Raw genomic sequence first — 21,468 nt, 5'->3', positions numbered from 1 at the left:
AATGAAAAAATTCCTGGCCTTTCTGCTTTTAATTTTAAATGATCTGCTGTTTGTGGTGGGGGCCGCCTTTATCCTTGCAGCTGCATATAGACTCAATACGAACATCGGTCTGATTCTGACGGGTGTATTTTTTATGTTCTATGCCTATCTCCTGACCAAGAAAGGGAGGTGAAATAATTGCTAATTGATCGGGTGTTTGAGAAACGATCCGACTCCAAGGATATCAACGGCTTCAACGATTTGTTTTTAAATTTATTCGGCGGCAGGCAGACTGCGAGCGGCGAAAAAGTGAATGAAAGAAATTCGCTTGTGCAGCCGGATGTTTTTGCCTGTGTGAATGTATTATCTGATGACATCGCCAAGCTACCAATTCACACCTATCAAAAATTAGAAAGCGGGATCGAGCGAAAGCCGAGTCATCCGGCTGCCTATGTTGTCTATGCTCGGCCAAACCCTTACATGACCGCGTTCACCTGGAAAAAACTCATGATGACTCATGTTTTGACTTGGGGGAATGGCTACTCATACATTGAGTTTGGAGCCAATGGCTATCCAAAAGGCTTGTATCCATTACGGCCGGACGCTACAAATGCCTTTGTTCATCCAAAAACGGGCATGCTGTGGTATCAAACTGTTCTCAATGGGCAGACAGTGGAACTTTTTGAGCATGAGGTATTACATTTCAAAGGCCTTTCCACTGACGGCATACAAGGAAAATCACCTATCGGCGTCGTTCGCGAACACATTGGAGCTCAGGCCGCCGCAACAAAATATAATGCGAAGCTGTATAAAAACGAGGCAACGCCGCGCGGGATCTTAAAGGTTCCTGCTTTTTTAGATGAGAAGCCGAAAGAAAATGTACGTAAAGAATGGAAACGAGTCAATCAAGGTGAAAATATCGCGATTATCGACAACGGTCTTGAATATCAACCCATCGCCATGCCGCTGCAAGAGGCCCAATTCGTGGAATCGATGAAATTCAATAAGGCCCAAATATCGATGATTTACAAAGTACCTTTGCACAAGCTTAATGAGCTGGATAAGGCTACATTCTCAAATATCGAACACCAATCCATTGAATATGTGAGAAACACTCTCCAGCCGTGGATTATTAATTTCGAACAGGAGCTTAACATTAAGCTCTTTATGGACCATGAAACGGAATCCGGCCACTATGTGAAATTCAACATTGATAGTGAGCTGCGCGGAGACAGCAAGACACAGGCCGAATATTTGAAAATACTCCATGAAATCGGCGCCTTAAATAAAAACGAAATCAGGGCATTAATTGAGCGGAATCCGATTGAATACGGAGAAAAATACATGTCCAGCTTAAACTATGTTTTTCTGGACTTTATGGAGGAATACCAGCGGCTTAAAGCTGGCGGTGCCCTGAAGGGAGGTGACAAAAAGGATGAAGGATAAAGAGATTCGGCAGTTAACCACACCTATTGAAGTTCGTTCTGAGGGTGAAGGCGAAAGCGAATTTGTGGAAGGATATGCACTGAAATTTGAAAAGTGGTCTGAACGGCTTGGGGGATGGTTTAAGGAAATTATTAGCCGGAACGCTTTGGATTCGGCTGATCTTTCAAATGTTATTGCATTATTTAATCATCGGCAAGATTACCCATTGGCCCGAAATACCGTCTCAGGGGACACAGGGCGGCTCGAATTAGAAGCGGACAACATAGGTCTCAAATTCCGTTTTAAGCCGTCAGACACGTCATACGCGCGTGATTTAATGGCGAATATAAGAAGCGGTGTCATAAACCAGTGTTCTTTTGCTTTTTCCTTAAATCACAATGAGGCGGATGCTGATGAATGGCGTTTTAATGATGAGGAAGACATTTATGAAAGACGGATCAATAAAATCCATCGCATATATGATATTTCACTTGTCACCACCCCGGCCTATAACGACACGGAGGCAGTCGTCGGATCACGGAGTTTGGAGAAAGTGGAGCTGCTCAAAGAAGCCCGGAAGTTGCCGGATGACAATTTAAAAATGGAACTAGAACTATTAGACCTTATTCTCCCTGAATAGAGGTCTTTTTTGTGTCTAAAAACAAGGAGGAAACGATTTATGCCAATGCAAATGAGCAAAAAAGAAATTGAATTGAGACAACAATTTACGGAAAAGAAAAAAGAAGCTGATCAAAAGCTGCAGGAGGGAAATGCCGAAGAGGCTCGTACGCTTCTTGACGAGGCCAAGACCTTAAAAAATCAAATTGAATTATTGGCGGAAGGCCGTTCTCTTGCTGTTCCGGAATTACCGGAAGATAATTTTGGTTCAAAATTGGGGAGCGATTTGCAAAATCGATCAAACGGAAATGAAGACAAGGAAGAAAGACAAAAAGAATTTACTTCTGTCTTTGTTAAATCAATTCGTGGTAAGCGTCTGACTGAGGAAGAACGTGACTTACTTGAAAGCCCTGAATTTAGAGCTATGTCCGGTAAAAATGAGGAAGACGGCGGCATTTTAATTCCTGAAGATATTTCCAGAACTATTAAAGAATTAAAGCGGGAGCAGGAACACCAGCTTGAACAATACGTGACAGTAGAACCGGTTGCAACACGTTCAGGAACAAGAATGCTCGAGAAAAACAGCGACATGACTCCGTTTGCGGTTCTTGAAGAAATGGATGAAATTCAAGAAACAGATCAGCCGAAATTCAGCAAGCTATCCTACAACATTGTTGATTATGCTGGAATCTTGCCTCTTTCAAATACATTGCTTCAAGATACAGACCAAGCAATTATGAACTATGTGGCAAAGTGGTTCGCCAAAAAGTCGATCACAACCCGTAATGCTCTTATTCTTGCAGCTCTTGAAAAACTGAAAAAAGTTGATTTTAAAGGGTTAGATGCCATTAAGAAAACCCTTAATGTAACCCTTGATCCTGCGATTTCACCAAACGCTATCATTATGACGAACCAGGACGGTTTTGATTACCTTGATAATTTGAAAGATGGTGACGGCCGTTATCTTCTTAAAGACAACCCGACTGAGCCAACACAAAAAATGCTGTTTGGCCGCCGGGTTGTTGTCGTTTCTAACAGAGTGCTGAAAACAAAATCAGGAAAAGCACCTGTGATCGTCGGGGATCTGAAAGAGGCAATTGTCTTGTTCGACCGCCAACAGCAGTCTATCGCTTCCACGGATGTGGGTGCCGGTGCATTCGAAACCAACACAACAAAAGTGCGCGCTATTGAACGCGAAGATGTCAAACTATGGGACTCTGAAGCGGCCGTATATGGTCAGTTAACACTTGAAGAGGCAGCAAAATAATAAGGAGGAAGCCTTGATGTCACATGTAACAAAAAACTATAACACCGATGGCGGGGATCGAACAGTCATAGGCGGTGTTTTAGAGATTAATGGCGGAAAAGTCATAAAGGACGGTCAGGAAGTTACTTTAGGCGGGGACGGATCAAATATCCGCGTGACTCATGAAATGCTCGATGACAAATCCGTTCGAAGTAACAACATCGGTACCGGCAGTGTAATGGAAGAGCATTTGAACTCGACTATCTTGAAGCGTTTTACCGATATCGAAGCCAAGCTGAAAGAGTTAGAGGGTTCATCTGGCACTGAATAAAATTTCAAGCAAAGGATGATGAAAAATGGCAGAACAATTTTTAAACCAAAGTAATGGCGTTTACACTTCCGCAGAGGATGACGGCACAGGTAAGCCTGTAACAGCTGTCTATTTGAAGAATAACAGTGAAGACAACCCTTTATACATTAAAGGGATGCAGGGGGAACCAGGGCCCCAGGGACCACAAGGGCCAAAAGGGGACAAAGGAGATACCGGCCCACAAGGCCCACAGGGAGAGCCAGGACCCAAAGGTGAGAAAGGTGATCCGGCTGTCATTGAAGACGGGAGCATCACCCACGAAATGCTTGGTGAAAATGTTGTCAGAAGTAAAAACATTGGTACTGGCAGCGTCATGCCGGATAACTTAAACAGCGAAGTAAAGGCCATGTTTGATAGTCTTCAATCTCAAATTGATGAGTTGAGAGAAAAAGTGGCAGGCTCTGACGATTCCGCGAACAATGAGCTACAAGAATAAGGCGGGTGAACCATCATGAATTTGGTGGATATGAAAAACTATCTCCGCCTAGACCACTCTGAAGATGATCAAATGTTATCGCAATTTATTGCGGCAGCGAAAAGCTATATTGTCAATGCTATTGGGCGGTTTGTTGATGGGAACCCACAATTTGAAATTGTGGTCAAAATGCTTGTCCAGCATTGGTACGAAAACAGAGGGATGTATGAGTCAGGGACAACCGGCTCGTCCATCCCTTTTACTGTTGAAAATCTATTGACGCAACTGCGTTATACGGATGATGAGGTGCAGGAAGATGAAGAAAAAGAGGACCAGCGATCTGCGGCACCGCCTGACCTTTCAAAAGAAGACCGAGATTCAGGATGAAGAGTTGAACTGGACCGAAACTTATATTGATTTATTCACCGTGTGGGGCGCTGTGGAGGGGGTTAGCTCTCTCGGAAACAATGAATCTATGATTGCGGGGGCATGGGGCGTTAAATCGCCTAAAAAGATCACCATTCGGTTTCGGCAAGATATTCAACGCGATATGAGAATCGTTGAACAGATCGGCACAATTGAAAAGGGTGAACCGATTTTCCGAGCCTTTGACATCCTTGACTTTAACGATCCTGAAGATTCAAAAAAGTGGCTTGAAATTATGTGCCAGGAGGTGGGGCTCAATGGCTGAAATGAACTTTGAAGGGCTGGCCGACCTAGATCGATATTTTGAAAGAATCGGTGAGGACGTGGAAAAGGCGGAAGATGTGGCTTTGCAAGCCGGCGGGGAAATTATCGCGCAGCACCAGCGACAAAATGTTAATCGAAGCGATAAAAATCAGCCCCATATAGCTGATAACATTACGGTTTCAAAGGCCAGGGAATCTAAAGGCGCAGAAAAGTTCGTTTCAATTGGACCCAATAAAAAAGTCGCTTATCGGGCCAGATTCTTGGAGTATGGAACATCAAAAATGCCACCGTATCCTTTTATCGAAAAAGGCAGGGATGAAGGGGAGGCGTCAGCTGTGGAAGTAATGGCCCGCATTCTAACAGCTCCAATCAAATGAGTTTTGATGCAAAAGCAGAATTGAGCGCTGCCCTGGTCAACGATTTTTCATTAAAAGAACTGGTGGCAGGCGGCTTTCATAATAGAGTCGCTTCAGATGTTAATGCATACCCAAGAGTCATATATACAGAATTGAAAAATGCTGATGATTCATATGCCGATAATCAGGCACGATCCTCGGAGGCTCGCTTTCAGATCAGCATTTTTACTAATTCAAATACGGTTAATAAAGAAACCAAAATCGCGAAAGAAATTGATCAGCTTATGAAATCGATTGGATACCGCCGGTATGATTCACAAGATTTATACGAAGAGGCGGACAAGGTTTTTCACAAAGCAATGCGATATAAGAAAGCTTTTTTTAAGGAGGAAAAGTAATGGGACAAACAATTTATGGTTTGGATATGTTTCACTGTGCGGAAGTCATCCAAGACGATGAAGAGAGTTTGAAGTACGGTACACCTATAAAAATTCCGGGTGCAGTAAGCATAAAGGTAGATCCTAAATCAGAGCAAACAAAATTCTGGGCTGATAATGGTGTCTATGACATTTTTAATAGTATGGGTGACATTGATTTAGAAGCTGAAATGGCCGATCTACCTTTAAAATTGCAGAATAAAATTTACGGCCATACGGAAGAGAATGGAGTTTCCTTTGCAAGTGCTGAAGACAAGGCAATTCATCTGGCTTTCGGCTTCAGAGCGAAGAAATCAACCGGCGGTTACCGGTATTATTGGTTTCTTAAAGGGCTGCCTGAATTAATGGCTATTGAATCGAAAACGACAGAAGACAAGGCTGACCCAGAAAGTGCGAAGTTTAAGGTTGGATTTATGCCGTTGCAAAATCCAAAAGGAAAAAGACGCTGGAAAGCTCAAGCAGAAGACAGTGACACTTTTAATGGCGAAGGCTGGTTTAACCAAGTTGTATATGATGGTTCTGCTTTTGCAACAGATACTAAAACCGAAGCAATTGGCTTAGGTAAATAAAGAATTTTGGAGCGCTCATAGGCGCTCTTTTTTATTGTTCAAAAACAGGGAGGAATCAAGATGGATCCTATTTCAATCAATCTCAGAATCAATGGTAAAAACAAAAAGTTTGTCACACCAAATTTCATTTCAGGAAAGCTGTTCCGGGAAGCGGCCGAGATCACAGAGGATATTGAGTCAACTGATGCTGAGCGCATTTTCACTGAAAAACAAATTGAATTTGTTTGTGATGCATTTGGGAATAAATTCTCAGTTGATGAGTTTGAAAATGGCATTGATGCGAGGCTGGTCACGAGAACAATTTACGGCACAGCAAACTACGTTTTAGGAAATATCGCTGAGGCCAGTCAGATTTTAAACCCTGATCCAAAAGACGGTGAAGAGCCGGGGAAGTAAATTTGTCTGACGCTGTCATTGACATGTACAACGCGTTAGAAGAAATCGGCTATACACAAAACCAGATTGATGAAATGGACATTCTTTATCACCTGCGGCGCCTGGCACGCCGAAAAGAAGCCGGTGGTAAGCCAGCAGGAGAGAAAGAAGAAAAGCGCCTTTACATTGACCAGGTGCTCGGGTAAGGGGGTGACCGATTGGCTAAGGACATAAAAGTCAGACTGTATTCAAACTCGAACCAATTCAGAACGGAAATGCGTGCTGTTGCTCAGCAGATGAAGAACGTCAAATCTGAATTCGAAAAGAACCGTACAGCTGTAGGCGTATGGGGCAATGAATTAAGGACGTCTCAAGAAAAATCGAAAACACTCAGCCGGCAGTTGGACATTCATAAGCAGAAAGTAAAAGCTCTTGAGCGGGCTTATGCGGATTCAGCTATTAAAAAGGGTAAAGATGCTCAAGAAACTCAGATGCTGGCTCGGCGGCTGAACTATGCGACAGCTGAAATGAATAAAACGCAAAATGCTTTGACGCAGACCACGCAGAGGATCAAAAGGCTGGAGGATGAATCTAGGCGCGCTTCTGCCACCATCCACAGAATGGGCCAAAGAATGAATGCAGTCGGCAGCACAATGAGGAATGTCGGTTCATCTATCGCCATGACATCGGGTATTGCCTTTGGTGGTTTGGTCCTTCCTTTAAAAGATGCGGTTCAAGTTGGCATGGATTTTGAAAAGCAAATGAGTAAAGTGCAGGCGATTTCCGGCGGCACCGCGAAAGACCTCGCCAAGTTAACGGAGCAAGCGAAAGAACTTGGCGCCAGCACGTCTTTCACAGCCAGCCAAGCTGCAGAAGCACAGAACTTCCTTGCGATGACTGGATTTAAAACCAATGAGATTTACGGGGCTATGCCTGGCATGTTAAGCCTTGCTGCGGCCGGACAGCTTGAACTTGGAACAGCTGCGGATATTACATCAAACATCATGTCCGCCTTTGCATTAAAGGCCGAAGAATCGGCGCATGCTGCCGATGTGATAGCCTATGCAGCATCCAACGCCAATACCAATGTTGAGCAAATGGGCGAGGCGATGAAGTTCCTGGCACCAAATGCGAACTCTCTCGGCTGGGGCATGGAAGAATCAGCCGCTGCCATCATGGCGTTTGGTGATGCCGGCTTACAGGGTACTATTGCAGGTCAAGCTTTTGGTACGTCCCTGATCCGTCTCGCAACTCCTGCCAGGAAGGCACAAAAAGAAATTGATCGACTTGGTTTTGAATTTTTTGACGCTGCCGGAAATATGAAAAGCATGCCTGAAGTCATCGCAGAAATGGAAAAGGGCATGAAAGGCATGACCAAAGAGCAGCAGGCTGCAACTCTGAAAACGATTGTCGGTGCTGAAGCCTATAAACATTGGGCTGTCCTTCTTCAAAAAGGTTCGAAAGCGCTTGGAGAAAATACGAAAAAGCTGAAAGAATCCGACGGCGCAGCCAAAAAGATGGCAGATACCATGCTTGATAATGCTCAAGGAAGCATCACAAAATTTCAGTCGGCTATGGAAGGCGCGAAAATTGCGTTAACCGAGGGACTTCTTCCTTCAATCGGTGACCTTGCGGATAAAGGTTCCGCCCTTCTTACCATGTTTAACAACCTGGATAAAGGCACACAAGCAACCATTGGAAAAACTGCGGTTCTTACTGCGGGAGTATTAGGCGTGACGACGGCTGTCGCTACACTAACGGCAGGAGTCGGCGCTCTGTTAGCTTTTACTGGTCCTGTGGGCTTGGCTTTTGTCGGAGGAACGGCTTTATTGGGTGCTTTAGGAGTCGCCATGTATGCCGTTTCCGAACAAACCGAAAACATGAAAAAGAAGCAGGAAGAGGCCAGGGAAAAGGCTTTGCTTTTTGGTGAAGGAGTTTCAAAGGCGACACAAAAAGCTGCCGGCTCGTATGTGGATTTGAGAGAAAAGGCAGAGGTCCAACTTTTTGAACTCACCCGCGTTTCCGGGGAGCAGGCTGATAAGATGGCTGCAAAATTAGTTGAAACGTATTCTAAAATGCGGGATGAGCTGGTGCAGCAACTTCAGATGCTGAAAAAAGATGCTTTAGTCGTTATTAATGGCCTGCTGGATGATACGGATAAAAACACTCAAAAGGCCGGGGAAAAAATCGTTGATAAAATGGTCGGTAATATTGATCACGATATCCAGGAGGCAAGGGAAAAAGTAAAGGAACTGGAACAGCTCCAAAAAGAAACCGGCCTTGTCTCATCGAAAATGAATGATGCTCAGCAACGAAGACTTAACGAGATCATTTCTTATTTCGAAGAATCGACCAGCAAATTTGCGGCCAATCAAAAAGAAGCTCTTGCCATGCAAAAAGCGGTGACAGAGCAGCAAGGAAAGCTCTCTTTCAAGCAAGCAAAAGAATACAACGACAAGATTAAAAAAGTCTACGATGATGGCAAAAAAGCCGCGAAAGAAGATTATGAATATCGGAACAAGGTTCTAAATCAGTTGCATGCACAAGGTTATCTCAAGGCTGAAGCGTTAGAAGCTCTCTTGCAAAAAAGTTCAGCGGACTATCATAACACCCTTGCCGAAAATACTGCTTCTTATGAAAAAAATCTGCGCGCGCTTTTTTCAAAGATGTCCAAGAACGGAAAATTGCTTGACCTGGAAACCGGGAAGGCTCTTGAGAGACAAAAGAAATATTACACTAATTCTTTGGGAATAGTGACTTCTATGGATGAGTTAGATGCTGAATATCAAGAGCGATGGGCTCAAAAACAGATCAAATTTATGGATAGCATCGGGGCAAGTAAAGAGGAAGCCATCAAAACCACTAAACAGGCACTTGAGGATTTTTATATTGGTCTTGGTAATTCAGAACAGGAAGCCCAGGCAAAAGCAGACGAAGCGATCCAAAACGTCCTTGAAAAAATGAACGGCGGCAATGAAAAAGCTGAACAGGCTGGACGAGAAAAAGGATCGGCATTCACTCTTGGTTTGAGCAGTACATTAGGACAGGCCCAGGAAACAGGGAGTCTCATTGGTAAAGGAGCCAATCAGGGATTAAGCCAAGGGAAGATGCAGCCGAAGCAGTTTGGAATGGAAAAAGGAAATGCTTTTGCTCTCGGTTTAAGAAACACGCTCGGGATTAATAAACAATCCAGCAGCGTGCTCCGCCAATCGGTGAACAGCGAGCTATCTAAAAACAGCGGGGCGGCACGTGCAGCCGGTAAAGAAAAAGGTGATCAGCACAATGCCGGTTTAAGTTCCACAAAGCCTAAAAACAATAATACTGCAGCAAGCCTTTCAAAAAACGTGTCCGGTCGTCTAGGTCAGACAACTGACGGCGGGGGCGGTAAAAAAGCCGGTATGGACTTGACCAAAGGGTTGATGAGTCAGCAAACCGCGTCTTACAATGCCGGTTCGAAGGTATCAAACAAGGCGAAATCTGGATTGAAAAGTGTGAAAACCAGTAGTGTGGGATCTGATTTTGTCTCTGGATTTGTCAGAGGAATTGAGGGCGGAATCGGCAGCAACTCGCTTTTTAAAGCAGCTTGGAATCTTGGTAAATCTGCATTATCAGCATTGAAAAAGTCTATTGATTCTCATTCCCCTGCGAAAAAGAGTATGGCTGAAGGTAACAACTTTACAGACGGATTCGCGATAGGGATAAGCAAAACGGTCGCGCGCGCAAAACGAAGCGCCCAGGCGTTAGGGCAAGGAGCCAACCTGTCACTCAAACAGGAGATCAATAAAATGGCTTACAACATAAAAGGTGCGGCTGATGAGCTGCTGTCCTTGCGTTCGGAGTTAGTTGTCCGAAATGAAGTTGATACACCTTCTTTGAATCAGAAGCTTGATGCTCTCATTACGCTTCTTTCTAATGGTTTATCGTTTGGAGGACAACCAGAGCCGGCGGCCACGGGCGGGCCAATTAGAATTTATCCGGCGCCTGTCAATATTGATGGAAAACAAGTGGCGGAAATCGTTTTTGAACAAGGTGACGGCAGGATTTTGGATAGGAAGAGTTTAGACCGATATGATCAAAATGCTTATCAGAGTGGGGTGAGACGAACCTGATGAATCTTTATTTAGATTTTAATAATGGCCTGGGGGAACAGAGCTTATCAAGTTTGCTCCCCCATTTTAAGTTGCTGAGTTTTACGCCTGATTCACCGGCCATTGAACGGGAAACAGTGAAGATACCGAGGATCAACGGTCTTGTTTTGCCGCAGCATCCCCGCGATGTTGTTTTTAAAGAGCGATCTATCAAGGTGGAAATTCTATTAAATTCGATCATCGCAGAAAATTTTTATCAGTACAGGCGAGAAATTTATGCGCTTTTGGTGAAGCCGTTCCCTTATTATATTTCAACTGATCTATTGCCTAACCTCCGTTTTTTCGTTACGTGTGACGGTAATTTCAGCATACAGAAAGACAAACAGAAAAACCAAACTTCTTTTACTGTGGAATTTAATAACGTCACCGGCCTGGCTGAATCAAAATTTACGTCTTTGACAAAACAGAATTTTCACGGGGAATACTGGAGCCCAGGCATGAACATTCAAATGCGAGATGATCTGGAATACAGGTTCAAAAATCGAAAGAGGTTTCAGGTTTATAACACTGGGGACGCCTATATCAATCCTCTTGAACATGACTACAATGTGACCTTATGGGCGGTCGGAAAAAATGTGACGATCATCAACCATACAAATGGTGAGAAACTGAAAATTGAACAGGAATTAAAAAAATCACAGCGCGTTTCTTTTATTAAGCAATACACGGTGATCAATAAAACACCTATCAAAACATCCGGCAGGCTCCCGGGACTCGATATAGGTATGAATGATTTTGAAATCCAGAATACCAATGATTTTGAAATCATATTCGATACCCGTTTCTACTACGCGTAAGGAGCATGCAAAATGGCAAACACAGATTTTATCAAGGAAATTGCACCAGACGCCCAAAGAGTCTATAAAAAGTATGATATTCTCGCGTCTCTCATTATTGCTCAAGCTTGCTTAGAGAGCGGATGGGGTAAAAGTGAACTGGCCCAGAAAGGGAAAAACTTATTTGGTATTAAGGGTACTTATAACGGCCAATATGTCCTCATGTGGACGACTGAATATGATAAGAGCGGAAATGCCACCCGTGTACAAGCCAAGTTCCGAAAGTATCCGTCTTGGTATCAATCATTTCAGGATTTAGCCAAGTTGTATGTGAACGGAACAAGCTGGGATCCTAATCACTATAAAGCTGTGGTCGGAGAAAAAGATTATAAAAAGGCAACCGCTGCGCTTGTAAAAGCTGGTTATGCGACTGACCCAAATTACGCAACAAAATTGAATAATCTCATTCAAACTTATAATCTAACCCAATATGATTCTATGGATGTGGTACCGAACGAACCAGATGAACCTGAAACACCGATACCGACGCCGGAGGTACCAAGCAAAGAATATGATGGGAAAGACGTTCCGCTTAATCAAAATTTGCCTACGGATGTTGATTTTCCACAGCTGCATGTACTAGCAGGAGACGGAAAGAATGTGGTTGAAATAACGGGCGTCTCGCTCGATCTGACGGACGATACGACGGGGAAGAAGAGTTTTACATTTACAATCACCAAAACGCAGGAAAATGCCATTGAATTTGATCTATTGGTGATCGATAACATTCTTTTTCTGGATGAACGGAAATTTAATCATCAAAAGTATTACATTACAAACGTTGAAATACGGCAAGAAAATAATGTGTTGAGGAAAACTGTTTCGGCCAGCCATATTTTCTCGGTCCTGCTGATCAACAATTATGTGACTGAAACGGTGTCTAAAAAAATGACAATCAAAGAGGCTTTTGATATCGCATTAAAAGGGACGCCATTCAAATATGTATTAAAAGCTCCAGCGAGTGACTTTCCGAGTGCCGAACAAGAAAACTTTGGTGACGGAAATTCCACGGAATTGGTGGATAAAATCATTTCGGATTACGGTCCTGAGCTGGATGTTGATAATTATAAAATCCTTGTTTATAAGAAAATTGGACAAAAAATCAATTTTACTTTAGATTCGCGCTATAACATGCCAGGTATTTCTATTAAGACAAACTCGCAAAATTGTACAACGCGCGCCTGGGGTTACGGGGCGTTGAAGAAGAGCAGCACCGACAGTAAAAAACCACAATATGAATTTGAGCCGATCTTATACGTACATCCGGATGAGAAAAAGTTTTTACTCGAAGGCCTGCCGCGCTGGGCCGATCCAATTAAAGATGAAACCATAAAAAAAGCCAGCAGTATGATTTCTGCATTAAAAAAACATGTGAATCCATATCCTGAATTGACTATTGAAGCAGATTTCCAAAAAATCTATGAGCCGAAGCTTTTAGAGATCGAGCAAGATTTCTGGAAAGGCGACACCATCCATGTCTTGGCTGTTACGGCATCAGGGATCATGTTTGAAGACGATGTTCGGCTGATTTCAATTCAGTACAACCCGTTGAACCCATACAGCAGCCCAAAATTGATGTTCGCGAATTTCAGAAAAGATATTCAGGATATTGCAGTCAATCAGGCCAAGAAACTAAGGGATCAAAAACGATATATTGACCAGCTTTTCAAAACGCTCAGGTAGGCGTTTTTAATTTTGCCAAAAAAGGAGTGAGCAAAATTGATTCGGCTAATAAAAGATTATGATCATACGAGAAATTCCCGTCATCAAGCCCAGTTAAGATCTGATATTCAGAACATAGAAAACACATTAAATGAACACGAATATAATTTAAAACGCCATGAATCTATCAAAGCCGCCCATACGTCGGAACAAATTGACCATGGCGGCTTTACTGTTGGAAACCGTCTTAAAAATTTATCAGCGCGCTTTGCCAACCTGGTCACAAATCACGACGGTTCAGATGTCAAAGAAGTAGTGGACGCCCGGGTGACAACTGAAGGAGAAATCGCGCAAACCTTGAAAGACCGGCTAGATTTAGAATTTAATAGGCTTGCTCAAAAAATAAAGCGGACTGTGTATGTTGATGACTTTGGGGCCGTTCCGGACGGGAAAACCGACAGCACCGAGGCTTTCAAAAAGGCATTAGGGAATGGCCGGGTGCGAATTGAGTTAAGTGCCGGGACTTATATTGTGAAAGGCATCAAGCTCCCATCCTGGACGTACTTGAATGGAAAGGGAAAAGGTATCACGACCATCAAGCTTCATGAGGATACGCCCGCCAGTGAATGGGTGATTACAAATGCAGACTATGAGAAGGGGAATAGAAATATTTTTGTGCAGGGGATGTCGCTTGATTGGAACCCGAATAGACAAGGCGGAGTTCGGGCGACTGGCGGGCAACATTCCAGCTGCTTAACACTTGCCAATGTGAAATATGGCTGGGTGAAAGATGTTGAGGCGATAAACCCAGGGCTGCACGGTTTTGATATTACAGCTCCTACTTATGATCATTTGCCAACAACCGATTATACGAAGAACGGGAGCCGTTATATATGGCTTGATAATTGTGTTGCCTATGGATATGGGGATGACGGGATTACCACACATTACAGTGAATATATTTTCATCTCCAATTCACATTGTGTTTATCCAAGCGGCAAAGCTCATAAACAGGGGGAGTCCAATTCCAACGGTATTGAAATTGACGACGGTTCAAAGCACGCCTGGATACTGAATTGCTATTCTGAAGGAAACGTCAGGGGCGTGGAGGTAAAAGCTCATGCCAAATGGCCGGCTGCTCAAAATGTCCATGTTATCGGTCATGTGTCTTATCGCGATGTGCGATCCTACGATATCCGTCACATCGGCCATCATTTAGCATCTGACCCTGAAAGCACGACAGCTTACGGTGTCACATTAACAGATTGTACGGCGATTGAACCGGTATTTAATTCCTTGTATAAAGACCTTTCACCGCGTGCGCTTGTCATTTCTGCCTATAAAAATGTCGTGGTAAGCGGCTTTACAGCTATCGGTGATCCTTCATACGATTATAAAAACTATCCGGCAATCGCATTGCAATATCGCAGCCGAAACATCTCACTCAATGGGATTCAAGTACGCGGGTTTAAAAAAGCTGAAGCGGATATCCGTCTTTTTGGCGGCAACCAGCGGACTGATAATGTCAACATTTCAAACTTCACGTTCTATAAATCTGCTAAAAGCGGCATTGTGATTGGTGGGGGAGTATATAACGTTAATATCAACAATGGGATCATGACAGGGGACAAGGGTGCTTATGGTATCACCTCACCAAACAGCCAAGCCAATATTGTGGGTGTTTATGCAGAGGGTTATGATTACGCGGCGATGATTAAAGGCCAAAAGTATAAATATGTGCCAAACAACTTAAAAGGCGGGACGAGGGTTGCCACAACTTCAGGATATGCGACATCAGAGACTGGGTTTCTTGCGGCTTCTTCCGGTGATCCTGTCGCTTCCGGAGAGGCTTCAGCTGTTATCGGATCAACCGGCGGATGTAAGGCACAGGGCACGCGGAATGTGGTGATCGGTTCTTCTGAAAGATCGACCGCAACAAAAGACGGAAGCCGGTCTGTCATCGGAGCATCAAATAATGTCAGGATTGAGGGGGATGGAGTATCCCGAACAATTTTATCCTCACAAGCTGTCATTAACAATAAGAGCTATACGGTGGCGCTTGGATACGGCACCGGGAGTCCATCGGCTTCAAATAAAAAGATAGAGATAAACGCTAAGGCTGGGAATGTTTTAGGCACCGGTCGTATTGAAAGTGTTTCTGACTTAAAGGACCTGGCTGAATACTTTGAATCCAAAGATGGCAGCAAGATTGAATCCGGTTACCTGGTAACATTGGACGGCGATAAAATCCGGAAAGCAGAAAAAGGTGAAAAGGTTTTAGGCGTTATTTCAGAGACGGCCGGCGTCATTATGGGCGGCGCAGCTTTTTATTGGAATGATCGCTATTTAAGAAATGAGTTCGGCGGGATCATCTATGAAGAAATCGACGTTGAATCAGAAGACAAAGACGGTAATGTGGTAATTCAAAAAGAACTCGTTCCGAAAGAAAATCCACATTACGATCCGGATGTAGAATATATTCCGCGGGAAGAGCGGGACGAGTGGCATGTTGTGGGGCTGGTCGGCCAGGTCTATGTCAGGATTGATGATACGGCCCAGGCAGGAGACAGCATCGTGCCCACAGGCGGCATTGGCACTAAATCAGAAGACGGAACAGGCTTTTATGTGATGCGTATTAAGCAGCCTTACTCTCATCAAAAAGGATATGGTGTCGCCCTGGTCTTTATGTATCCGCAGCTGTAAAGGAGGCTCATTGATGATTTATAAACAAGGTGGTATATCACTTGATATAAACGCGCGGAAATCGAGCGCACAATCAACCAATATCCAATTTTTCACCCAGGATACGGGCAGCGCAAAGCTGTCCTTTTCTTTTACAAAAGACGGCGTTCCATTGCCCCTTTCGGCCGTAGATGCCAAAATTGTCCTTCTATATGCGGATGATTCGTTTTATAAACGCAGCCTGACGCTGACGGACAAGGTAAACGGGAAAGCCGAATATGTGTTGTCTGACGAAGAACTCAAGCATTACGGCCAAGTTAAGGCCGAAATCAAGCTTTATTATACGAATGGTCAGGCGCTTGCGACGGTCTTTTTTACCTTCCACATCGAGAAAACTCTTGAAGATCAAAACATCGTGCCTGTTGCGGAGTACTATATTGACGATTTTGAAACGCTCCGGTCTGGCATTAACGAAACGGTGGCGGAGATCAGTCAAACTCTTGATGAGATTAAAGCAAAATTTGCGGAGTTTGAAAATATTGAAACAAAAGACGGGGCGACGGAAAAGGCAAATAAGGCTGAAGCGAATGCCAAGGAATACACGGACAAAGCTGAAGCGAGCGCGAAAGAATACACTGACAAAGCGGCAGTAAGCGCAAAGGAATACACAGACATTCATGCTAAAAATACGGATATTCATATCACGGCAGCGGAGCGGGATAAATGGAATGAGGCGGAGTCCCGGGCTAAGTCTCATATCAATAATCAGTCGAACCCTCATCAAGTAACGACAAAGCAGGTTACACTCATTAATGATTCAGCATTTCAAGATGCTTCTTATGAGGGAGATAATTATCCTGATGGAATCTCAACTTTTCCGCTTTTAGCTAATGAAGCCACAGGATACCCGAGTTCATATGGCGGTATTTTAAATGTGAAATCAACTCAATATCGGTTTGCCCAAGTTTTCTTTCCAGCAGGAAATTCGAAGGACCCGAGAATCTACATTCGTCATTGGTATCATAGTCTAGGTTGGACAGACTTTAGCATGATTCCAACTTCAAATGATCTAAAGCCTGCCTGGACTGAAGTTCCTTTAAAAAACGGCGCGAAACATGGGGTTAGAAAAGTTATGTGTGCGGTGGTTGGCAGTTTTCTGTGTTTAAAAGGCGAGATTATCACCAATAGAGGCGTGATTTTTGGGACGCTACCAGCTTCTTATAGACCTGACCAGCTCCGCAGTAGACTTGTTCCTATATTCGGTACAACAGGGATGTCCAAATTGTATATCGAAACAAACGGAAATATGAGGCTGGAGGGGCAAATCGCTGATAAGTCCGAGAACATAACTTCTTATGGTTTGGACGAAATTATTCCCCTATAGGAGAGATAAGTCATGAAAAATATTTTCAAATATGACAAAGAGACGTTCTTGTTGATTGATAATGATATCATTCAGCCTGATGATCAAGGGAACTATGAAATTCCGGATGGATGGACAGACATTCCATTTGACCCGGGTTTATATCTTCCGAAGTTTTTTCCGGACGAAAAGGTGTGGAAGGAGACGGCTACAAAAGAATACATTGAAAGCTTGCTGCCTCCGGAGCCTGAGCCAGACATAACCGATCTGTTGAAAAAACAAAATGCCTTGCTCTCATTGCAAATTGCACGCCTTCAGGCCGATGTTGAAGCGTTAAAAGGGGGTGGGGCATAATGAAATATCCCGCGCTTGCAGATATCAAACAATTCTATGATTGGGGGTGTTACACGGATGATGAGATGCGAGAGTATGTAAAAATCGACTGGATCACCCCGACAGAGTATGAACAGATAACGGGAAGGAGTTATGACAAACCCGCCGTCTGTGTGGATTTAGGAATGACAAGCGCCCAATAAGGGTGTTTTTATTTTGCCTCAAAGGAGGTGAAAACGATGTGAGACAGGAGGATTTCAGGACATGACACAACCGAATGATTATGATGTTTTACAAAAAGAAATCGCAGAGATCAAAGCAGATCAAAAAACACAGGATCAGCGGATCACTTCCCTCGAAAGAACGACTGACCGTCATGATCAGCAGATCATTTCTATCAATGAAAAGCTGAACAAGATCGAGGAAAACACAACTTGGATCAAGCGCAGCATCACCGGCGCGATCATTACAGCTGTCAGCACCGGCATTATTGGCGGCGCAATCGCTGTTTTTTATAATCTACTGCAGAAATAAGGAGGAAAACACGATATGAAAAACTTAGACAAAGGCACGGTCGTCCGGACGGTGCTTCTTTTTATTGCATTGGTAAACCAGACTTTGATTATGTTTGGAAAGGCAGCTTTGCCGATCAGCGAGGACCAGGTCAATACGCTGGCCGACGCCTTGTATTTGGCCGGCTCTGCGGCATTCACCATCATTACGTCTTTGGTCGCTTGGTATAAAAACAACTATGTCACCGGTAAAGGTAAGCAGCAAAAAGAAGTTTTAAAGCAAAAAGGATTAACAAAATGAGGTTGCCGGCTGGCAGCCTTTTAATAATTTAAAGGAGGATTTTAATAATGGGAATCAAAGGAATCGACGTATCACACTGGCAAGGTAATATCAATTGGAAGAAAGTTGCGGGGGACGGTATTAAATTCGCTTTTATCAAAGCAACAGAAGGGACAACATTACAGGACAATAAATTTGAAACGAATGTTTCAGGTGCTAACGCTGTGGGGATTAAAACGGGAGCCTACCACTTTGCAAGATTCGGTTCCAAGTCAGAAGCATTGGCAGAGGCCAGGTTCTTTTTGTCAGTTGCAAATAAGGTCCATCTCACGTATCCGCTTGTGCTTGATCTTGAAGTTAATCAGCGGAATGTCAGTAAATCAGTTTTGACAGACGCAGCAGTGGCCTTTTTACGGGAAGTTGAAAAAGCTGGTTACTTCGCCATGATATACAGCGGTAAGTCTTTCCTTGAGAATTGCCTTGACGAATCCAAGCTGAAGCCATTTGCATTATGGGTTGCTCGTTATAACAACACACTTGGCCGTCATGCAGATATCTGGCAGTATTCTGATTGTGGAAGGGTCGCCGGTATTTCTGGGAATGTTGATATGAATATTTGTTATCGTGACGGGTTACGGGCTCAGGTAGCCGTGACAACTGAAAAAGCTGCTACTGTAAAACCTGTTTCAAACAAAAAGCCAGTTAAAACGGAGACAGTTTACACTGTTAAAAAAGGGGATGCACTTTCAGTTATCGCGAAGAAATACAACACGACTGTCAAAGCTCTTCAGAGTTTGAATAATATTAAAGATCCTAATAAAATTTATGTTGGCCAAAAATTAAAGATTAGCAGCAGTGCTTCAACAGCATCGAATAAAAAACAGTATTACACAATCAAATCCGGCGATACTTTATCCGGAATCTCCAAAAGATTCAACACATCAATCAAGACGCTGCAGAATTGGAATGGCATCAAGAATGCAAACAAGATTTATGCTGGACAAAAGATCCGTGTTAAATAAGACTGTTTGCCGATGGTATTTACGGACCAAAGACAAAGGCGAAACTTGAAGCGTTATTGAAGTAGTAAAAAATCCCCCTTAAAAAGGGGGATAAATCCTTATCAACTTCTGTTTAAAACTCTGATTAGCGAATTAACCATTTGTTTTATTTGCTCTTGATTTAGATTTCTCATTCCATGTTCTCTTATTACAATATTGGCTGCATTCCATTGTTCTTTATTTTTTATCTCAAGAAGTTCATAAAGGAACTTCTTTATATTTAAAACACTTTCATCTTTTCTGTATTCCTCTGCTAAATCTGTAATATCAGAGTAATCCATACTAGGATTAAAATAACATTCCAAAAAATATTTAAATTTATCTAATGTGAATTCTTCACTCATTCTTATCACCTTACTTTACAACAGGAAAACCTGTCACAATTTTATATCCATTTTCCATTGAACTATCTTTTTTAAGAATAATTCTTGAGTTCTTTAATCCATACGTTACTTGTTTTGAAGCGGAGGATCCCTGGTTTTTTGTTGAAACACCCTTACCGATTTCAAAATCGTGTTTGGTATTAATCACTAACCTAGGATTTGAATCCGGATTATTAAGCCATTCAGAAATTTCTTTTGCATGTTTTCTTATACCTTGTTGTGCTGCTTTTGTTGCCGTTTTTTTGTTGGTGAAAGTTGTTGAATCAACACCTTCTTTATTAGCCCGTTTGATTAAATCTTCATTTGATTTTCCAAGATGCTTTTTAATTAAATGACCTTCGTTTTTCTCCATAACATCTAAAATATCATCATTGAGATTTTTGCGTATACTTTCGGGAGTGTGAACCTTAGCCTTTGCTGCTTTTTTCGTACTTCTCTCTACCTTCGCAACTTTCTTTCCCGCTTCTTCACCTTTAAATAACTTGAAGCCGCGCTTTCCGTACTTAAATGCCTTTCCGAAAGGTGTGACACTCAATCCGGCCATCAAACGGTCACCACTATCTTTAACGATTTCGCCTGTCGCAAGGTCGTATCCAAACGCTGCTCTTACTGCATCATACACACCTGTAAATTCCATCGCTGTATCGAAATATTTAGCAAAGTCGCTTTTTTCCACATTCTCTGGAAGGGTGTAGGCGGGTTCTATCTTGACGATTGTATCACCATCTATGTATGCCCGGTAAAGCGTATCGTTAAATACTCTATAATCTTTTTTAAGTTTATTCAATTCCTCTTGAGTGTACTCTTTGGTGGAAACCTTTTGCGTAGCCAATTTTTTTAATCGATCTGGGTCGGCGAGAGTGTTAATTTCGGCATCTTCTTTGTCTCCGACTTTTTTCAACATGGTACCCATCGCTGTTTCTTGATTTCCACTCAGGTTATCCATCTCATCCGGCTTTAAAATCGCACCTTTTTGATAACTGGTGATTTCAATTTTGGGGCCGGTATACATCTTTTCGAGCCGCGCCATGTATCTCTGCATCGTCTCAAGGTCGTTTTCGGCCGTTTTGAGCACGTTTGTTTGCTCGCGGTCAAACGCATGCAGCTTTTCAAGAGTCGTGCTGATTTCCTTTAATGCTTTCTGATTCTGTTCATGAAAACCGCTGTCATTCAAATCCGGTAAATCGACGATATGGCTGACTTTTGCGATTGTCGCGTTGGCCTTAGAAACCAAATGTTTTGTTGTGCGGTCGGCCGCATTTAAGCCATTCTCCAGCTCGTGTTCAAGAAAGGACTGTGAAATAAATCCGTTATGGTTGGGTTCCAAGGAATTCAGTGCGCTTTTCATTTTCTTCAGCGTAGAACTGTATTCCTCTATGAAAGTATCATAGAACTGTAGAAAAGGGGTGTGGCATTCCTTATAAAACGCGCGGATCGCGTTGCCGCCTTTTCCTTTTAAAGCATCATCAAGTGATGTTATGCCCTCAACGGCTTTTTTGACTTTAGCAAATTCGTCTGATTGTTGTTTTAATTGTTCCAGCGTTTGATCAATTGCATTGTGTAACGCCTGAACATCTAGAGTCTTCATGGCATTCTCCTCTAATCCTTTTGGTTACAATCAGTATAGATTTTACCACTATACGGAAAACAATTGGGTGATAAATCCTGTTCATCCATGAAAATGAATCTTATTGATTAGGTCTAAAAACCTAAATTTTTTTTGTTTTT

General features: G+C 43.0%; 25 protein-coding genes. 23 read left to right on the top strand and 2 right to left on the bottom strand.

Going from position 1 to position 21,468, the window contains the following annotated elements; translation table 11 throughout:
* Nucleotide 1 precedes the first annotated feature (1 nt).
* The 23 genes from ACINLD_RS09880 to ACINLD_RS09770 all read left to right on the top strand — a co-directional run bounded on the left by ACINLD_RS09880 (nt 2) and on the right by ACINLD_RS09770 (nt 19,318).
* Nucleotides 2–172: a hypothetical protein gene (locus ACINLD_RS09880; protein ID WP_165395386.1), complete on the top strand. Its 171-nt coding sequence runs from the start codon at nt 2–4 to the stop codon at nt 170–172.
* Between the two features lie 5 nt (nt 173–177).
* The gene (locus ACINLD_RS09875; protein ID WP_075213804.1) at nt 178–1,425 is read left to right on the top strand and encodes a phage portal protein; all 1,248 of its coding nucleotides are present in this window, start codon (nt 178–180) and stop codon (nt 1,423–1,425) included.
* Nucleotides 1,415–2,044, top strand: a complete 630-nt coding sequence (locus tag ACINLD_RS09870; RefSeq protein WP_075213805.1) for an HK97 family phage prohead protease — start codon at nt 1,415–1,417, stop codon at nt 2,042–2,044. Before ACINLD_RS09875 ends, ACINLD_RS09870 begins: the two co-directional genes overlap by 11 nt.
* 39 nt (nt 2,045–2,083) lie before the next feature.
* Nucleotides 2,084–3,289, top strand: coding sequence for a phage major capsid protein (locus ACINLD_RS09865; protein ID WP_081376398.1), 1,206 nt, complete (start codon nt 2,084–2,086; stop codon nt 3,287–3,289).
* 16 nt (nt 3,290–3,305) lie between these two features.
* Nucleotides 3,306–3,599, top strand: a complete 294-nt coding sequence (locus ACINLD_RS09860) for a hypothetical protein (protein WP_059231692.1) — start codon at nt 3,306–3,308, stop codon at nt 3,597–3,599.
* Between the two features lie 25 nt (nt 3,600–3,624).
* The gene (locus ACINLD_RS09855) at nt 3,625–4,074 is read left to right on the top strand and encodes a collagen-like protein (protein WP_059231690.1); all 450 of its coding nucleotides are present in this window, start codon (nt 3,625–3,627) and stop codon (nt 4,072–4,074) included.
* A gap of 15 nt (nt 4,075–4,089) precedes the next feature.
* Nucleotides 4,090–4,440: a head-tail connector protein gene (locus tag ACINLD_RS09850; protein ID WP_059231687.1), complete on the top strand. Its 351-nt coding sequence runs from the start codon at nt 4,090–4,092 to the stop codon at nt 4,438–4,440.
* Entirely contained in the window at nt 4,370–4,744 is a 375-nt protein-coding gene (locus ACINLD_RS09845; protein ID WP_059231686.1) for a phage head closure protein, read from the top strand. The genes ACINLD_RS09850 and ACINLD_RS09845 overlap by 71 nt, the downstream gene beginning before the upstream one ends.
* Nucleotides 4,737–5,120, top strand: a complete 384-nt coding sequence (locus ACINLD_RS09840; RefSeq protein ID WP_009329205.1) for an HK97-gp10 family putative phage morphogenesis protein — start codon at nt 4,737–4,739, stop codon at nt 5,118–5,120. The genes ACINLD_RS09845 and ACINLD_RS09840 overlap by 8 nt, the downstream gene beginning before the upstream one ends.
* A complete protein-coding gene (locus tag ACINLD_RS09835; RefSeq protein WP_059231684.1) occupies nt 5,117–5,497 on the top strand; it encodes a DUF3168 domain-containing protein in 381 nt (126 codons plus the stop codon). The genes ACINLD_RS09840 and ACINLD_RS09835 overlap by 4 nt, the downstream gene beginning before the upstream one ends.
* On the top strand, nt 5,497–6,105 hold the full coding sequence (locus ACINLD_RS09830; protein WP_059231682.1) for a major tail protein: 609 nt from the start codon (nt 5,497–5,499) through the stop codon (nt 6,103–6,105). The genes ACINLD_RS09835 and ACINLD_RS09830 overlap by 1 nt, the downstream gene beginning before the upstream one ends.
* Before the next feature lie 60 nt (nt 6,106–6,165).
* Nucleotides 6,166–6,501: a phage tail assembly chaperone G gene (gene gpG / locus ACINLD_RS09825; protein ID WP_059231680.1), complete on the top strand. Its 336-nt coding sequence runs from the start codon at nt 6,166–6,168 to the stop codon at nt 6,499–6,501.
* 2 nt (nt 6,502–6,503) lie between these two features.
* Entirely contained in the window at nt 6,504–6,686 is a 183-nt protein-coding gene (locus tag ACINLD_RS09820; RefSeq protein WP_059231678.1) for a hypothetical protein, read from the top strand.
* 12 nt (nt 6,687–6,698) lie between these two features.
* A complete protein-coding gene (locus ACINLD_RS09815; protein ID WP_075213806.1) occupies nt 6,699–10,589 on the top strand; it encodes a phage tail tape measure protein in 3,891 nt (1,296 codons plus the stop codon).
* Complete coding sequence (locus ACINLD_RS09810) at nt 10,589–11,425, top strand: phage tail family protein (RefSeq protein WP_059231676.1); 837 nt, start codon at nt 10,589–10,591, stop codon at nt 11,423–11,425. The genes ACINLD_RS09815 and ACINLD_RS09810 overlap by 1 nt, the downstream gene beginning before the upstream one ends.
* Nucleotides 11,426–11,437: 12 nt before the next feature.
* Nucleotides 11,438–13,147 carry a phage tail protein gene (locus ACINLD_RS09805; protein ID WP_059231675.1) on the top strand — a complete coding sequence of 570 codons (1,710 nt, stop codon included), beginning with the start codon at nt 11,438–11,440 and terminating at the stop codon, nt 13,145–13,147.
* A 36-nt stretch (nt 13,148–13,183) separates the two neighbouring features.
* Nucleotides 13,184–15,829, top strand: a complete 2,646-nt coding sequence (locus tag ACINLD_RS09800) for a peptidase G2 autoproteolytic cleavage domain-containing protein (protein ID WP_059231673.1) — start codon at nt 13,184–13,186, stop codon at nt 15,827–15,829.
* Nucleotides 15,830–15,842: 13 nt separating this feature from the next.
* Entirely contained in the window at nt 15,843–17,192 is a 1,350-nt protein-coding gene (locus tag ACINLD_RS09795) for a phage baseplate upper protein (protein ID WP_059231671.1), read from the top strand.
* A 12-nt stretch (nt 17,193–17,204) separates the two neighbouring features.
* Nucleotides 17,205–17,525 carry a hypothetical protein gene (locus tag ACINLD_RS09790; protein ID WP_059231669.1) on the top strand — a complete coding sequence of 107 codons (321 nt, stop codon included), beginning with the start codon at nt 17,205–17,207 and terminating at the stop codon, nt 17,523–17,525.
* On the top strand, nt 17,525–17,707 hold the full coding sequence (locus ACINLD_RS09785; RefSeq protein ID WP_059231667.1) for an XkdX family protein: 183 nt from the start codon (nt 17,525–17,527) through the stop codon (nt 17,705–17,707). The genes ACINLD_RS09790 and ACINLD_RS09785 overlap by 1 nt, the downstream gene beginning before the upstream one ends.
* 61 nt (nt 17,708–17,768) lie before the next feature.
* On the top strand, nt 17,769–18,038 hold the full coding sequence (locus ACINLD_RS09780; protein ID WP_059231665.1) for a hemolysin XhlA family protein: 270 nt from the start codon (nt 17,769–17,771) through the stop codon (nt 18,036–18,038).
* Between the two features lie 15 nt (nt 18,039–18,053).
* Complete coding sequence (locus ACINLD_RS09775) at nt 18,054–18,317, top strand: phage holin (RefSeq protein WP_003185319.1); 264 nt, start codon at nt 18,054–18,056, stop codon at nt 18,315–18,317.
* 47 nt (nt 18,318–18,364) lie between these two features.
* Nucleotides 18,365–19,318: a glycoside hydrolase family 25 protein gene (locus tag ACINLD_RS09770; protein WP_059231663.1), complete on the top strand. Its 954-nt coding sequence runs from the start codon at nt 18,365–18,367 to the stop codon at nt 19,316–19,318.
* A gap of 101 nt (nt 19,319–19,419) precedes the next feature.
* On the opposite strand, the gene ACINLD_RS09765 is transcribed toward ACINLD_RS09770, so the two are convergent.
* Together ACINLD_RS09765 and ACINLD_RS09760 are read right to left on the bottom strand one after the other, a co-directional pair.
* A complete protein-coding gene (locus tag ACINLD_RS09765; RefSeq protein WP_059231662.1) occupies nt 19,420–19,701 on the bottom strand; it encodes a hypothetical protein in 282 nt (93 codons plus the stop codon).
* Between the two features lie 10 nt (nt 19,702–19,711).
* Entirely contained in the window at nt 19,712–21,328 is a 1,617-nt protein-coding gene (locus tag ACINLD_RS09760; protein WP_161517778.1) for a ribonuclease YeeF family protein, read from the bottom strand.
* Between the last annotated feature and the right edge of the window lie 140 nt (nt 21,329–21,468).

The sequence above is a fragment of the Bacillus sp. z60-11 genome, from assembly GCF_046464135.1.
Classification (GTDB): Bacteria; Bacillota; Bacilli; order Bacillales; family Bacillaceae; genus Bacillus; species Bacillus sonorensis_A.
Note: the sequence above shows the minus strand (reverse complement) of the source record. Positions and strands in the feature narration are given on the sequence as shown.